The sequence below is a fragment of the Aestuariivivens insulae genome, assembly GCF_022662195.1.
Taxonomy (GTDB): domain Bacteria; phylum Bacteroidota; class Bacteroidia; order Flavobacteriales; family Flavobacteriaceae; genus Aestuariivivens; species Aestuariivivens insulae.
This window is the reverse complement of record NZ_JAKMCS010000001.1, coordinates 119,280-136,338: the sequence shown is the minus strand read 5'-3', so window position 1 is coordinate 136,338 and position 17,059 is coordinate 119,280. Positions and strand designations below refer to the sequence as shown.

Sequence of the window (17,059 nt, the reverse complement as noted above, 5' to 3'; positions counted from 1 at the left end):
TATTAGTTTGAACTAATTTTTTAGTTTAAAAATGTAACATTTAACTTGAGAATGCGTCTTACCTATTGTAAAATTTGAGTTTATCAATGGATATTATTTTAGTTACAGTTGCTTCTTTATTTATGGTTCTTGGTATTATAGGAAGTGTTTTACCCATTCTTCCCGGGCCACTTACCAGTTGGTTGGGCTTGCTTATTGTTCATTTTACGGATATCGTTAAAATGGACAAACCATTCTTGATTATAACCTTATTGATTGCCATTCTCATTTGGGTATTGGACTATATCATTCCTGCTATGGGCACCAAACGTTTTGGTGGTAGTAGGTGGGGTATGCTAGGGACCACCATTGGGCTAATTATTGGACTATTGTCCCCTATTCCGGGTGGTATTATAATTGGCCCTTTTATTGGGGCATTAATAGGCGAACTCATCAATAAAAACGATTCCAAAATAGCTTTTAAAGCTGCTTTCGGTTCCTTTATTGGCTTTTTAACGTCAACCTTTATTAAGTTTATCGTAGCAGTAATTTATTTGGGGCTCTTTATTGGAATACTCGCATAGCATCACAGAAGTAGATTTAGTACATAAAAAAGAAGAACCCTGTGGTCTCTCACCTCCACAGGGCTAATGTAAATTGCTATTATCAACAATAAATTTTGAGGGATTAATTAAAATGTAGTGTTGATATTCCAAACTTAAACATAATTTTAAACTTTTTATTACGGAAAAACCGTAACCCTATTACGGATTAACTGTAAAACATAGTGGTAGTCTAGGTTTGCGACCAAAAAAAGTTTTAAACAAATCCTTGTTTTCTGGCTTCATCCAAAAGCGTTTCATCCTCGCCATCTTCTACGCAAAATAATTCCTTCAGATGTTTTTTTCTTTTTTCTACAGCACTCAAAGACATATCTAAATGCGATGCCAAATTTTTGGTTTTAACCCCTTGCGACAATAGGTGCAGTATCTTTCTGTTTTTATCGTCAATTACAATATCGCTGGTTATCGTTTTTCTAATATGGCTGTTTACGGTACCACTATAAAATGGCGGGTTATATAGCACCGCCTGAAAGGCACTGGCCAGTTCGCTGGAAGTCAAGTCGCTTTTAATAAGAAAGCCTTCAGGGTTTATAGTTTTTATAATATTATGGATCCTAAAGGATTCGTTAAACATGGTTAAAATAATAATCTTGGCCAAGGGTAAAATTTTGCGCGCATATTCGGCCAAATCCTCTCCAGAACTCATGGTTCCATCGGAAGAAGGTGGTAAACTTATATCTACAAACAAGACATTATATGGGGTATTGTTTGCTACGGATTTATCCATAAACCTAACGGCTTCATCACAATTATTGGCTATGTCTATGAATAATTCTTGATGTTCAGCTTTTGTAAACTGTAATGTGTTTTGATAACCTTCAATAATCATGGGATGGTCATCAATCATTAATATTTTTATTTTTTCGGTCATAATTATCGCTAAGGTATGGGGACTTCTAAGCTTACTCTGGTACCTTTTCCTGGTTCCGATTCAATATTTATTTTTCCTTCAATCTCATTAATTCTGGATGTCATATTCTTTAGGCCTATTCCAGATTTGGCTTTATTAACATCAAAACCAGAACCATCGTCTTTTACGGTTAGGCAAATTACATTATTTTTTAATTTAAAACTAATATATACATTTTTAGCATTGGCATGTTTATATATGTTGTGCAATGTTTCCTGCACAATTCTATACATATGTATTTTCTTTTTATTGGGTACAGCATCCCAATTTATAACTTCATCGTAATCTAATTTACAGGTTAATTTATAGGCCAAAGACTGTGTCTCTACCAAAGTTTTTAAGATATCAATAAATCCGCTACCAGACACAAAATCGGTATTCAACTCGTGGGATACTTTTCTAATATCTTCCTCTATAGTCTTAAGTGCCTCTATATACTGACCCCTGTTTTTTATGGCCTCAATACTTGTGGCCATATTTAAACTATCCAAGCTTAACCTCGTACCAAATAGCCTTCCCAAAACCCCATCGTGCAATTCTTGGGATATGCGCTTTTTTTCCATCACCCTGGCCTCTTCAATACTTTCGTTTTGGGATAACATAAGGTTGTAGATTTCTTCATTGGCCTCTTGTTGCTGTTGGATAAACTTTAATTCCTTGTTCTTGTTACGTTGTGTTATAATTATATATACTAAAAGTAGCCCTACTGCCAATCCAATGGAGAGCACTATAAGCCACATACGCTCTCTAGCGATACGGATATTATCTTGTTCTACACGTTGTGTATCGAAGCGTATTCTAGCAAATTTATCGCGAATGGCACGTTCTGTTTTTTGAATACTATCATTAAGCTTAACATACTCTTTTAAAAATGTAATGGCTTTATCCTTCTCCTCTATTTTTGAAAGAATTAATAATGACTTTAGCAGGTCATCATTATTATATTTTTCTGAAATGTCCTTGGCCTTGTAGGCATAATATAATGCCGAATCTCTTTGGTTTTTATAGCTATAATACTCTGCTAAATGTTGGTGAATAATAATGGAATGGTATTCCTGGTTTGTACTATCGCAAATTTTTAATGCTTTTAGGTAGAGCTCTGGCAATTGTTCAAACTCTTTTAAAAGAAATAATGTATGGGCATAATTACCTAATGCCAATAGATGTATGGAAGAGTAATCATCTATTAACTCTTTGTTTTTCAAAATTTTTTCAAATTGTGCTTTAGCCAATTCATATTTCCCAAATTGTTTATAGGTATAACCCAAATTATTTTCAGTTGTAGCAATACTTCCTTCAAAATTGCCATTCAAACTTTTTTTAAGTTCAAGAGACCTATTATAATACATTACGGATTCTTCAAACTGCCCAAGCTCATTAAAAACAGCTCCCAAATTATTATAGTTATAGGCTTTATACTTATTAACTTCGATACTTTCTTCTAATTCACCCAAAAAGGTTAGGGATTCTATAGAAGTCACCTCACTTCCCGTAAAATCCTTGTTATTCCTTTGGCAAACAGCTATACCATAAAGTGTTTGAGCAGTTTCTAACCTATAATTATTTGTTCTAAATACCTTTTCGGCTATTTGATAATAATAGTAGGCCGTATCACTTAATAAAGATTTTCGATACAGCTCTCCAATTTTATAATATTCTTTGGCTATAAAAACCGAATCGGTAGCTTCGCTATTTATTATATGGCCACGAATAGAATCAACCCTTTGTATATTTTGTTCTATTTGGGCATGTATAACAACACCAAAAAATAGGACGATATAGTGTAGTTTAAATTTCAATTAAAGCGATTTACCTTCTTTTCACCCAAATGTATCCATAATTTTTGTAAAATCATTCTAAAACAAAAAATCCCATACAAATTTGTACGGGATTAATAAATCTATTAAAACGTAATTTTAGTCATCTCCAACACCACCGGTATCTAAAATTTGGTCGACTGTTGGAACCAATAACACATCATCCTCGTTTAAGTCTTGTTTAGTACATGATGTAAAGGCTGCAAATAACACAGCTACTAGTAATGTAAGTTTTAGGGCTTTCATAAATATTCGATTTTAAGGTTAAACTCTTTTTTCTATTGTTTTAAAAAATTTTAAACACTACTTGATAAAGCCTTTGGCAAACCAAAACCTTTAACGAGGGAAAAAATGGATAATTAACTTTAAAATCGAACGCACAAAAGCGAACCGATTTTTACTTTATAAATTTTGAGGGAAATATGACTATACCGTCATAAAAAATGGATTAATTTTTCTTAGCGCACTGAGGGGATTGTGCTTTTATCGCTAAGAGTGAACTAAACTAGGATAAAGTGATCATAAAAAACAACAAAAATCGATGAAATACATTTTTTATCGATAAAATGCATTTCATCGATAAACGAAATAAGACTTATATTATTTTGTTTAGAGTGGATTGATTGTTCACTAAACTTGTTTTAACAATTGTTGTTTTAAACTCCAATTCTTCATCATGCCTTTTCTCAAGTCGTTTAATCAACAAGTCTGCAGCGCTAGCACCAATTTGTTTAGCATGTTGTCTTATGGTCGTTAGCTTTGGTATGGAATGTTGTGATACCGATTGACTTGCAAAACCTATTACCGATATATCTTCGGGCACCCTTAAACCTAAATGCAATGCAGTGTTTACAGCAATTATCCCAGAAGCACTATCGGCTGCCAAGACGCCATCGATATTTTTATTAGCCTTGAAAAAAGCCTCTATCTTCTCTTGATAATCGTCTTCCTTTTTTACTTTAAGCAGTAAAATATCTTGGTTCGCATCTTCTAAAATGGCTTTTTTATAACCATGCTCCCTAAGTTTTCCAACACTTAAATCATCAATACTGCTAAAGAAAGCTATTTTTTTTCTGTTTTCGGACAGTAATCTTTTAGTTGCGCTATAAGTTGCATCAAAATCGTCTACAATTACCTTGTCGCAAAACACATCGTGGGCGACCCTATCGAACATCACAATGGGCAATCCTTGGCTCATCGTTTTTTTGAAATGATTTACCTCATTTTTTATTTGGGTTTCTTCAGCTACACATAAAATAAACCCATCTACACTCCCATTTGCCAAGACCTCTAGTGCTTTTTTTTCTTTTTCTAACGATTCGTTAGAAATGCATGTCATGATATTATAGCCCCTTTGGGTTGCTTCGCGCTCAATACCAAATAATACTTTCGCTAAAAAATGATTTAGAATATCTGGGATGATGACCCCAATAGTTTTGGTTCGGTTTTGTTTTAAGCTTAAGGCTACTTTATTAGGTGTATAATTGTATAATTCGGCAAGTTCCTTCACACGTCTAACGGTTTCCTCTCCAATTTCCTCACTATTATTTAAAGCCTTAGAAACTGTGGAGATAGAAACGTTTAACTCTTTTGCTAATTGTTTTAAAGTAACCATATAAAATAATGCACTATTTTAATCGATGCAATTTACAAAAATACTGCTTGTATTAGTGCAATAATATAAAAATATAGCTGCTCTATTTAATCGCCAATATAGGTTTAAGTATAATATACTACCATATTAACCATAACAACAAAAAATCTAGATACACAGATTATTGGTTTTCACTTTAGATATTAGACAACTTAAACAAATGCCTATGAACACTTAAGCATGATGATTGTAAAAGGTATATATCTTAAGTCTTCATAAAAACCAAAATCATTGTTATTCGATAATGTAAAACACACATAAATACAAAAACTTCAGCTAAGCACGTCGCTACAACAAATACCCAAACTATACCTAAATTAACTCCGGTTTCTCTATACCTTCTTTCTTTTTTAAGTGTATTAATCAATTGATTCGTAGCTTCTTTAATTGTTAAAACCTTCAAATTGTTTTGAAAAAATAAAATATTATCATAATATTGCATTATGTATTACATAATACTTAATATTTTATTAACTGAATTAATCTAACGCAATCAAAATGAGAAAAAAGAACTTTATTACCACTTATCTGGTACTGATAGTATTCTTTTGCCTGTCCGCACTAAGTTATGGACAGACAAAATCAATTACGGGAATTGTCGTTTCTTCTGGAGACAATTTGCCTCTGGCAGGCGCTACCGTTCTAGTGAAAGGAACCAGCACAGGAACAACAACCGACTTTGATGGCAACTACGCCATTAATGCCAATACAGGCGATGTTCTGGTGTTTAGCTATGTGGGATATGCAACTGCTGAAATTACTATAACAAATAACACCGTAATTAACGTGTCTTTAAATGAAGACACTTCTATATTAGATGAAGTGGTTATTACGGGTTACGGTAAACAAACCCGGGCCACATTAACAACCTCGGTTTCTAAATTGGACACACAGATTTTAGAAACTTCAACACGATCTAATGTTGCTACGGCCTTACAGGGTACCATAGCCGGTTTACGAGTAACCAACACAACCGGGCAACCAGGATCTACACCACAAATAGTATTACGTGGGGGTACAAACTTCGACGGATCTGGATCACCTTTAATATTAATTGATGGTATTCCCGGCTCCTTTTATGCTTTAAATGCCGATGATATTGAATCCATTGAAGTATTAAAGGATGCTGCGGCCACAGCCATTTATGGAGCCAGATCTGCTAATGGTGTTATTTTAGTAACAACCAAAACCGGAAAAACAGGAAAATCTTCCATCAATTACAAATACAAATACAGTATTAATAATGAAAGGAATGATCAAAAATACCTAGGAGCAAAAGATCATATAAACTATAATAGGCAATCTATTGCCTGGTTTCGAGAAGTGGTTAACAACCCAGGAAGTTTTGGTGCTTTTTTAAATGGAAACCACAGTGCTGCCATTGGCAATAACACTACGAACGATCCTTTTACAACCCAGCTTTTAACAGCGAACAACCAATACTTATTAAACCAACCCGGATGGATGTCTATTCCGGATATTTTAGATCCAAGCCAAGAAATTCTTTTTTATGACAATAAAGGCGTTGGTGATAGAATTTATCAAGATAGTGCCTCCAAAGACCATTATTTATCATTTGATGGTGGTAACGAAAAGGGATCTTACTATTTAGGGTTAGGTCTTTTAGATAATGAAGGATTGGTTTTAGGCTCTAGATTCAAAAGATATTCAGGAAAATTTAGCGGATCGTATCAGGTAACAGATAGAGTAAAAGTAAATTCAAATATTTTATACTCACATTCAAACTTAAACCGAAGTCCTTTAGGTAACGACGATACCGTTTTTAGAAGATTCCAAGGACAAGCATCAACCTCAAGAACCTACGACAGCAATCCAGATGGCACTTGGTCTGACCAATATGCTGTAGGACAAAACCAAGGCTTCGGTAACCCATTATACTATCAAGATAAATTTGTTAGAAAAAACCTGGAACAACGTTTATCTGCTTCTGTTGGTATTAATTGGGATATTATTGATGATTTAACTTTATCTATAAACGGAAGTCATTTTACCATAAATAACCACAACGAAAGTTTTAACAAAGCTTATAGAGTAGGTAGCAATACTGGACCACTGCGTACAGGTCGTGAAGCTGCCGTAAGCTTAGGAAGAACCCTAAGAAACCAATTAACAGGAACCTTAAATTATACCAAAAAAATTGGTAACCATAACATAAATGCATTACTAGGCGCAGAGTATTTTAAAGATAATTTATTTTCTACTTCAGCAGGAACTAGAAATTCGCCAACAGACCTAATAGAAACTCTTAATGCTGGTGCTGAAGCCAACGGAATACCATCTAGCTTTGAAACAGAATATGTTATCACCTCTACTTTTGGTAGACTTCTATACGATTATAATGATAAATATTTGCTAGGTTTTACGTTTAGAAATGATGGTTCGTCACGATTAGGAAATAATAAGTTTGACTTTTTCCCTGGTGTTTCTTTTGGTTGGAATGCCCATAATGAAGCATTCTTTGAAAATTCTTCATTAAGCAATACCATTTCCAGGCTTAAGCCCAGATTAAGCTATGGTGTTAATGGTAACCAAGATGTTTTAAGCAATTATGGCGTTTATGGTTCGTATGGAGAACAAGGGGTTTACAACGGGCAAACAGGGTATGCTAACTCTGGTCTACCCACGCTAGATCTTCTCTGGGAAAAATCAACCACCTTTAATGCCGGATTGGACATTTCATTCTTTGATAACAGATTGTCATTCATCACAGATATTTATACAAGAGATATTAAAGACAAACTAGCAAACCTAACTTTACCTTTCTATACAGGGTTTAGTAGCATATTAACCAATAATGGTACCATTAGAAATAAAGGGTTTGAATTACAGGTAAATGCTGACATTATTAGAAATAATGATTTAACTTGGAATGTTTCTGCAACGTTTACCAGTAACAGAAATTATGTGGTAAAACTTCCTGACAATGATAATGATTTAAACAGACAGGGCGGTACATTAATTTGGAACCCAAAAACAGGACAGGAAGAATGGGTAGGTGGATTCCAGGAAGGGCGTCGATCTGGTCATGACCTAGTAGTTGCTTTCGAACAAACTGGTATCTATGCCACACAAGCGGAGGCCGATGCAGATAATAGTATAACGGATGAATATATGCCAGGCGCTAGCCGCAATAAGCGCTGGGCAGGTGATGTAAAGTGGGTCGACCAAAACAATGATGGGATAATTAATGGACTCGATAGAAAAGTCATTGGACGTACAACGCCAGACTTTGTTGGAGGTTTAACTACAAACCTTAAGTACAAAAACTTTAATCTTTTTGTTAAAACAGATTTTGCCACCGGGCATTTAGTGTGGAACCATATTAGAAATAAAGGTTACGGACAAACCCAGGGTAATTTGGCACAGCCTATTGAAGTTTTAGACTCTTGGACACCAACTAATACAGATACTGATTGGCCACGCTTTGTTTTTGTTAACGGCGCAAAGAATGTTTGGAGAGGTAATGAGTCTTCGGGTAGCCTGCAAAATTATGGTAATGCCAAATTTTGGGAAAAAGGCGATTATTTGGCATTACGCGAAATAACACTTAGTTATGATGTACCCACACAATACTTTAAAGATGTGATTAAAAGATTAAGCATATACTTAACAGGCACTAACCTCCATTATTTTAAGAGTATGAGCGGAGACACGCCCGAAATTGGTGGCGTACAATATGGAGCATTTCCCGTTCCAAAAACATTTACAATCGGACTTAATGTAACATTTTAAATTTAAAAAAATGAAAAGATATATATACTTACTAATGGCACTGGTAACACTAAGTGCTTGTGAGAATGAACTGGAATTAACTAGCCCCAGTCAATTGACAGCAGCAGGTTTTTGGGATTCTGAAGAAGGTGCATTAACAGCACATACCGGATTGTATACCAATTTAAGATCATCTGCAGGAACACTTTGGTTATTAGGAGAAATAAGAAGTGATATATGGGGTGGACGCACTTACGAGTCGCCTGCCAACGAAAGCCTTATAGAATCAAATATTACTGTAGCTACAGCACCCTTTGGTGGTTGGGCTGGCTTATACACTAGAATTCACAGGCTAAATGACTTTTTGGTAAACCTACCCAATGTAACTTTTAACAAGGAGTCAGATAAGAATCACTTATTAGGACAAGCTTACGGGTTAAGAGCCCTTTATTATTACACCCTATTAAAAACCTGGGGAGACGCACCCATCATCCTCGAACCATTTACAGATATCGATCCGGCCGGATTAAGTAGAGCAAGATCGCCCCAAAGTGAGGTTATGGCTCAAATAAAATCTGATATTGCCGCTTCATTAAGCGCTTTTGGTTCAGATAGTAGCTATTGGGAAGGCAGCCGGGTATTTTGGTCTAGAACTGCTACATTGGCCCTTAAAGGCGATGTATACATCTGGTCTGGCAACGTACTTGGCGGTGGCAGTGCGGATTTTACGGAAGCCAAAACCGCTTTACAACAAATTGGCTCTTTGGGAGTTAGTTTGGAATCAAGCATCTCCGATTTATGGGGTGTGCCTAACGAAACCAATAACGAGTTTATTTTTGCCATACAATATAAACGAGACGAAGCATCCAACATATATAATAGCTTAACCGGTAGAAGTACAGAAATCAACCCTCAGTATAATGATGCAGGTGAATCGATGAGCGACTTTATTATTTCGGGGGCGAACAGGTATGGCCAATCGGAGAAAACCATACTATTGTTGGATGATAATGATGATGCTAGAAAAGATGCCACCTTTATTAGATTATACACAGATAACAATGGTGGTGCTGGATATGCATCTTATAACGAGCCAACTTATTTTGGATCCATCTTTAAAAAGTTCTTAGGACGTGTAGATGGTTCGGAGCGTATTTTTGAAAACGATGTGCCGCTTTACAGATATGCCGATGTTATCCTTTTATTAGCAGAGGCCAAAAACTTGTTAGGAGAAGATCCTTCAGGTGAAATTAACCAAATACGTCAACGGGCTTATGGGACTAATTACGTACCTGCAACCCATGCCTATGTTAACAGTACACAAACCAATAATGCCAACGCTATTTTAAACGAGCGGTATAAAGAATTTATTGGAGAAGGTAAACGTTGGTGGGACTTAAGAAGGGCAGGAAATAGTTTTGTAATTAACGAAGTAAGCTTCCTAAATCCTGGTGATGAATACAAGCTATTGCTACCAATTACAATCGATATGATTGGTAGAAACCCACTATTGGAACAAACACCAGGTTACACCAATTAATGTTAACCCGTTGTTTATTTAGGGGAAACTCATTTCAAAAATGTCAGTTCGAGTGATTTTTTATTAAAAAAATCGTATCGAGAACAATTTCAAAAACTAAAATTCTTTTTCTCGATACAAATTTTACTCATTTCAATCGTAAAATTCACTCGAACTGACAGAATTTCACCAAAATGCACAATGGGTTTAAGTTAAATAGTTTGTTTTGAGTTAGTTTGATTGAGAGTGTTGGGGAAAAACGTTGAAACCTAAAAGTAAATGCTTTTCTTCAGCACTTAATCCTTAGTGAAACAATAAAAAACAAATATTTTATAAATTGAACACAATTAAACCATCTCCATTTAATTATAAAAAAGCATAAATATCATAACTAATGGTAAAAAACCTAATAGCAGCAACTTATGCACCTATGCATAAAGACGGTTCGTTAAATACAGAATGTATTAAGGATTATAGCCCTTTTTTAATACGGAATAATGTTTCGGGGGTATTCATGAACGGATCAACCGGAGATTTTACCTCTTTAACCATTGAAGAACGCAAAGCCATAACTTTGGCCTGGTCTGAAAATAAATCCAAAGACCTCTATCTAATAGATCATGTTGGTGACCCCAGTCTTAAAGTAGCTAAAGACCTTGCCCAATATGCTTCCGACAAAGTAGATGCTATAGCTGCAATAGCACCATTTTACTTTAGGTTGAACAGTATTGACAAACTCATAGACTACTGCAAAGAAATTGCAGCTTGCGCCCCCAATTTACCTTTTTATTATTACCATATACCAGTATTGTCGGGAGCCCATTTAAACATGGTCTCATTTCTGGAACAAGCCAAAGACAAGATTCCTAATTTGGCCGGTATCAAGTTCACAAATAATAACTTGATAGACTATGGGCATTGTAAGACTAAGGCTAACAGTAAATATAATGTTCTATTTGGTTACGATGAACTGTTTATAAACAGTCTGCCACTGGGAGCCACCGGATGGGTAGGTAGCACCTATAACCATTTGGCCCCATTATATTATAAGATTAAAGAACTATTTGAAAATGGTGAAATGGAAGCGGCCGCCAATTTACAGACCAAAGCCATTAAGTTTGTAGAACTATTAGATAGCAAAGGCGGTTTTAATGGCGTTGCCAAAGGCTTCATGAAAGTATTGGGTATAGATTGTGGCCCTAGTAGGTTTCCACATACCACCTTAAACGATAAGGACTATGTTGAAATTAAAGAAACACTGGATAATATGGGTTTAAAACCATGGTTTAGCAAATAAGTATCATTGTTAGTTAAAAGAAAGCCTGCTTAAAAAGCAGGTTTCTTTTTTTTATTACGAGATGACCTAAACTTATTGGCCTATTTTGCCATGTGCAATACTTTTTCTAAATGCGGTTCCAAATGGTTTCTCATAGCTTCTCTAAAACGTTCCGGTGTACCCGTCTTTAAAATGTTTAACAAATCTCTATGCGTTACGAAAGTCCCTTTGGAATATTTAAAATTCTTGGCTTCGGGAGACATATTATCATGTACATAACTAAATACTGGCAAGAGCAAATCCTGAAAACGTTGCAATGTTGTATTATTGGACATTTCATACAGCTTACCATGAAAAGCAATTTCATGTTCCAAGCTAAAAATACTGGTATTGACCTCTTCCTTTTCCTGCTCGGCAACAATGGTATCTAAATCTTCTATATCTTCTTTGGTCATTCTTGCAAATAAGAGGTCGGCCATCCCCATTTCTAAAATTAAACGGAGTTCGAAGATATCGGTTAACGTTTGTTCTCCCAACAAATTATATTCAATGGCCTTTTCAAAATTCTGAATAATATCGGGCTGTGTAAGGACCATGCCCTTTCGTTTTTTAGATTCTATAACCCCAATGGTACGCAGTCGTAAAAGCGCCTCCCGAATAACCGTTCTGCTAACACCCAATGCTTCAGCAAATTCCAACTCCTTTGGTATGGAATCGCCTATCTTTAAATTATTCTCCCTAAAGTACTCCTTTAACCTGTTTTCTACCTTATCAACTAAGGATAAATTCTCTAACGGGGTAATATTTCTAAGCTTTTTCATTGTTACATCCTAATTATTAAAATATTAATGCTAAAATAAATATATTTTTATATTTTTGTATTATGTCATACATATAAAGATATAATATATTATTTAATAACCAAAGCGAATATATAAAATATTACTATAGTATATGAAATATTCAAGTCTCTATAAAGACACACTACTTAACAATGTGGTCCCCTTTTGGGAAAAACATTCAATCGATACCGTAAACGGAGGCTACTTTACATGCCTGGATCCTAAAGGAAACGTTTACGATACCGATAAATTTATATGGCTTCAGGGAAGGCAAGCCTGGACTTTTTCAATGCTCTATAATAAGGTTGAAAAAAATGAAAACTGGTTAGCCATTGCAAAAAGTGGTATTGATTTCTTAAAAAAATATGGGATGGACAACAATGGGGATTTCTACTTCTCTGTTACCGACAGCGGACAACCGTTGGTTAAAGCCTATAACATTTTTTCGGATTGTTTTGCCGCTATGGCCTTTAGCCAATATGCCAAAGCTTCGGGTGATGAAGCTATTAAAGCTCTGGCCATTAAAACCTATTACAATATTCTAAAACGTAAAGACCATCCCAAAGGCCCGTATGAAAAGAACACCAATGCAAGACCCTTAATTGGTTTTTCGCTCCCCATGATTTTATCCAATCTCGTGTTAGAACTGGAAAACATCCTGGAACCGGAAGAAATAGAAAAAACGATTGACTATAGCGTGCATCAGGTTATGAACATCTTTTTAGATAAAAAGACGGGGCTAATCTTTGAAAACGTCTTACCAGACGGAACCCATCACGACAGCTTTAACGGTCGCTTATTAAATCCTGGGCACGGCATTGAAGCCATGTGGTTTATGATTGACATAGGTGTACGCAGAAATGACCAAGCCTTAATAGATAAAGCCTCCCAGACCATTATTAATATTTTGGAATACAGTTGGGACACCACTTATGGCGGTCTATTTTACTTTATGGACATAAAAGGTAACCCACCCCAGCAATTGGAATGGGACCAAAAACTATGGTGGGTACATTTAGAAACCCTAGTAGCCTTAACAAAAGCCTACCAGTATACCAATAATGAAGTACTTCTAAAATGGTACCATAAAGTACATAAATACGCATGGTCTCATTTTCATGACCCCGAACATGGTGAATGGTATGGCTACTTAAACCGCCAAGGTGAAGTGTTGCTACATTTAAAAGGCGGCAAATGGAAAGGCTGTTTCCATGTCCCCAGAGCGATGTACCAATGCTGGAAAGCATTTGAAAACATAAATCTTTAAACTAATTGGAGCCTTTTGATTTCCTATTTCAATATGTACCAGATAAAACACTATAGCATTCTAATTATTACATTGCTTACCGCCTATTACATTCAGGCTCAAAAAATAAAAGTAGCCTGTATTGGAGATAGTGTAACCTTTGGCTTAGGAATTGAGGACAGAAACCACAACGCCTACCCCGCCCAGTTGCAGGAACTGTTGGGCTCTACTTCTTACCAAGTTTCCAACTTTGGGCACTCTGGGGCGACCCTGTTTAAACAAGGCCATAAACCGTATTGGAATACCGAAAGCTATAAAAAATCATTAGAGTTTACTCCAGACATTGTTATTATTCACTTAGGATTAAACGACCAGGGCAACAACAATTGGCCACAACATAAAGAAGAGTTTGTTACCGATTATCTGGAACTGATTACTATATATAAGAACCTTCCCAGTAAACCCCAAGTTATGATCTGCAAGATGACACCAACGTTCTCTGGACACCATTGGTTTGAAGAAGGCATGCGAGAGAGCTTCTTGGAAATTCAACACAACATTGAGCACATTGCCAAAACGGCCCATGTCGCATTGATAAATTTGCACGAACCCCTATATCGTTTTCCAGAATATTTCCCCGATAATTTGCATCCAACAAAGGAAGGTACTGCCATAATTGCCCAAAAAATATACAGCGCCATAACAGGTGATTACGGCGGGCTGAAATTGCCTATCCTGTATGGCGAACAAATGGTATTACAAAGAAATAAAACCATAAATTTTAATGGTACTGCCAATTATAATGATACCATAACCGTAGAATTTAACAAGCAAATCAAACATACAACTGCGCAATTCGATGGCACCTGGGACATTCCTTTTAATGCCATGAAAGCTGGAGATCCCTATCCTCTAAAAATCTACACAAAAGACAGCTCGATTTTTATAAACAAAGTCTATATTGGAGAAGTATGGTTAGCTTCTGGGCAATCGAATATGGCATTTAAAGTAAGCCAAACGGAACATGCTTCGAATGTTTTAAAGGATTCCTTAAATGATGATGTCTTTATTTTTTCCATGAATGGTAAGGCATTGTCCGATAAACAATTCACACCTACCGAACTGGGACATTGCAATGCAGGCGACTATTTTCAAAATACTGGCTGGCAATCGGCTACAAAAGAGCACCTCGGTAATTTTTCGGCTGTGGCTTATGCGTTTGCATATAACCTTCAAAAGCAACTACAAATTCCTATTGGCATCATTTGCAATGCTGTTGGTGGCTCGCCAACCCAAAGTTGGGTAAGCCGGGAAACTATGGAACAAACACATGAAACGATAGATTTGCTTAACGACACCCATTTAAACCCTATGGTAGATACTTGGGTTTCACAGCGGATTCATAAAAATTTGAATGGCATCACAAAAGCTATTAAAGCAAGACATCCTTACCAACCAACCTTTTTATTTGATGCAGGCATTCGCCCCCTTACCAACTATCCCATAAATGGTGTAATTTGGTACCAAGGCGAATCGAATGCAGAACATGTGCAGTTGCACTCAAAATTGTTCAACAGGTTAGTAAGCGATTGGCGACACCATTGGAATCTCCCCGAACTCCCCTTCTATTATGTTCAACTAAGCAGTATTAACAGGCCCACTTGGGGCATTTTTAGAAATTCACAAAGACAGCTAATGGAAATTCCCTATACAGGAATGGCCGTAACCCTAGATGTGGGACACCCAACAAATGTACATCCCAATAAAAAATGGGTTGTAGGCACACGACTATCATATATCGCATTGGCTAAAACTTATAATATAAATAGACCCTATTCTGGGCCTTTGTTTGATTATATCAATATAAATAACAGTAAATTAGAAGTGCATTTTACCTTTTCGGAAGGCTTGAAAACCAACGACGGAAACCCGGTTAGGGATATTCAGATTGCTGGAAAAGACAAACGGTTTGTAGAGGCAAAAGCACAAATTAGAAACAATGTTTTGATAGTATGGTCGGAAAAGATAAAGGACCCACGCTTTGTAAAATATGCCTGTTCTCCTTATTCCCAAGGGAATTTGGTGAACCAACACGATCTACCTGCTTCAACATTTACAACTATTAACAACGAATAAAAATAGCATTAAAAACAGCACTCATGAAACATGTAATTGTATTTTTTTTAGGATTGATAACCTTAGGCTGCACCGCCCAAAACCAAACATTTCAGATAGCAAAAGGCGTAAAGGCTCACAAAGATTTGTTTAATGCTTCAACAAACAGTAATGTCCATTGTTATCGTATTCCTGCCATTGTAACCGCCCCTAATGGCGATCTTATAGCCGCTATTGATGAACGCGTCCCATCCTGTGCCGATTTAAGAGGTAGCAAAGACATTAATATCGTTATTAGAAGAAGTCAAAACAACGGAAAGACCTGGACATCAGTTGAAACTGTTGTTGACTTCCCTTTGGGGCAATCGGCTTCAGACCCCTCTATGATTGTTGATAATATTACAGGTGATATCTTTTTATTCTACAATTACATGGATTTAGATAAAGAAAAAGATATTTACTACCTCCATGTTGTGAAAAGTTCCGATAATGGCAAAACATGGAGCTCTCCAGATGATATAACCTCCCAAATTGCAAAACCAGAATGGCACAAGGACTTTAAGTTTATTACTTCCGGACGCGGTGTACAAACCCGATCTGGTAAATTATTACATACAATGGTAAACCTAAATAAGGGCTTATATGTTTTTGGAAGTAACGACCATGGCAAAACCTGGTTTTATAAAGATGTATCCATTACCCCAGCCGATGAGTCTAAAATTATAGAACTAGCCGATTGCACGTTAATGATCAACTCCAGAGTTAATACCAAAGAAGGGATACGCTATGTTCACACTTCAACAGACCAGGGAGAGACTTGGCATACAAGACCAGAACCCAATCTTATTGACCCTGCTTGTAATGCCAGTATTATTAGATATTCCAGTATTGAAGATGGTTATCAAAAAAACCGAATCCTTTTTTCAAATGCCAAATCAGATAAAGGACGCACCAACTTAACGGTTCGTGTAAGTTATGATGAAGGCAAAACCTGGACCGAAGGCAAAACCATTTACGAAGGCCCTTCAGGCTATTCGTCACTAACCGTTTTAAAAAATGGGGACATCGGTGTGTTTTTTGAAAAAGACGAGTACACCGAAAATGCCTTCGTAAGCTTTTCACTTAAATGGCTAACCGATGGCAAGGACAGCTATAAAGTTCCCGTAAAACATCAATAAACAACAGCTAATAGATGTAACCATAAAGTATAACTTGCCTTCTTAAGGCAAGAAAGGAATCTCTTTATTATAAATGAGGTTTAGCTAAACTTCTCAAATTTATAGAAACAAATTAATTTCAATGCTACCTACCTGTCGATAGGTAGGTTGCAGGCTTTTAACCTATAA

Annotated in this window: 12 protein-coding genes; 7 read left to right on the top strand and 5 right to left on the bottom strand. The window is 36.1% G+C overall.

The features are described from left to right. Positions 1-86 precede the first annotated feature (86 nt). A complete protein-coding gene (locus MR062_RS00490) occupies positions 87-563 on the top strand; it encodes a DUF456 domain-containing protein (protein ID WP_242202092.1) in 477 nt (158 codons plus the stop codon). A gap of 235 nt (positions 564-798) precedes the next feature. Here the strand turns inward: MR062_RS00490 and MR062_RS00485 are convergent, their stop codons facing one another. The 4 genes from MR062_RS00485 to MR062_RS00470 form a co-directional block, all read right to left on the bottom strand. After that, on the bottom strand, positions 799-1,473 hold the full coding sequence (locus MR062_RS00485; RefSeq protein ID WP_242202091.1) for a helix-turn-helix domain-containing protein: 675 nt from the start codon (positions 1,471-1,473) through the stop codon (positions 799-801). Between the two features lie 8 nt (positions 1,474-1,481). Continuing rightward, positions 1,482-3,311: an ATP-binding protein gene (locus MR062_RS00480; protein ID WP_242202090.1), complete on the bottom strand. Its 1,830-nt coding sequence runs from the start codon at positions 3,309-3,311 to the stop codon at positions 1,482-1,484. A gap of 117 nt (positions 3,312-3,428) precedes the next feature. Continuing rightward, entirely contained in the window at positions 3,429-3,575 is a 147-nt protein-coding gene (locus MR062_RS00475) for a hypothetical protein (RefSeq protein WP_242202089.1), read from the bottom strand. Between the two features lie 349 nt (positions 3,576-3,924). Further along, on the bottom strand, positions 3,925-4,944 hold the full coding sequence (locus tag MR062_RS00470) for a LacI family DNA-binding transcriptional regulator (RefSeq protein ID WP_242202088.1): 1,020 nt from the start codon (positions 4,942-4,944) through the stop codon (positions 3,925-3,927). A gap of 537 nt (positions 4,945-5,481) precedes the next feature. Between MR062_RS00470 and MR062_RS00465 the strand changes: the two genes are divergently transcribed. The 3 genes from MR062_RS00465 to MR062_RS00455 all read left to right on the top strand — a co-directional run bounded on the left by MR062_RS00465 (position 5,482) and on the right by MR062_RS00455 (position 11,531). Then, positions 5,482-8,736 (top strand): SusC/RagA family TonB-linked outer membrane protein, encoded by a 3,255-nt coding sequence (locus tag MR062_RS00465; protein WP_242202087.1) that lies wholly within the window; start codon positions 5,482-5,484, stop codon positions 8,734-8,736. Positions 8,737-8,746: 10 nt separating this feature from the next. Then, positions 8,747-10,255, top strand: a complete 1,509-nt coding sequence (locus MR062_RS00460) for a RagB/SusD family nutrient uptake outer membrane protein (RefSeq protein ID WP_242202086.1) — start codon at positions 8,747-8,749, stop codon at positions 10,253-10,255. 373 nt (positions 10,256-10,628) lie between these two features. Further along, on the top strand, positions 10,629-11,531 hold the full coding sequence (locus tag MR062_RS00455; RefSeq protein ID WP_242202085.1) for a dihydrodipicolinate synthase family protein: 903 nt from the start codon (positions 10,629-10,631) through the stop codon (positions 11,529-11,531). Between the two features lie 80 nt (positions 11,532-11,611). On the opposite strand, the gene MR062_RS00450 is transcribed toward MR062_RS00455, so the two are convergent. After that, the gene (locus tag MR062_RS00450; protein ID WP_242202084.1) at positions 11,612-12,331 is read right to left on the bottom strand and encodes a FadR/GntR family transcriptional regulator; all 720 of its coding nucleotides are present in this window, start codon (positions 12,329-12,331) and stop codon (positions 11,612-11,614) included. A 133-nt stretch (positions 12,332-12,464) separates the two neighbouring features. Between MR062_RS00450 and MR062_RS00445 the strand changes: the two genes are divergently transcribed. The 3 genes from MR062_RS00445 to MR062_RS00435 are packed head-to-tail and all read left to right on the top strand — an operon-like array spanning position 12,465 to position 16,891. Next, positions 12,465-13,619, top strand: coding sequence for an AGE family epimerase/isomerase (locus MR062_RS00445; protein ID WP_242202083.1), 1,155 nt, complete (start codon positions 12,465-12,467; stop codon positions 13,617-13,619). Positions 13,620-13,652: 33 nt separating this feature from the next. Further along, on the top strand, positions 13,653-15,734 hold the full coding sequence (locus tag MR062_RS00440) for a GDSL-type esterase/lipase family protein (protein WP_242202082.1): 2,082 nt from the start codon (positions 13,653-13,655) through the stop codon (positions 15,732-15,734). A 23-nt stretch (positions 15,735-15,757) separates the two neighbouring features. Continuing rightward, the gene (locus tag MR062_RS00435) at positions 15,758-16,891 is read left to right on the top strand and encodes a sialidase family protein (protein ID WP_242202081.1); all 1,134 of its coding nucleotides are present in this window, start codon (positions 15,758-15,760) and stop codon (positions 16,889-16,891) included. Positions 16,892-17,059: the final 168 nt, after the last annotated feature.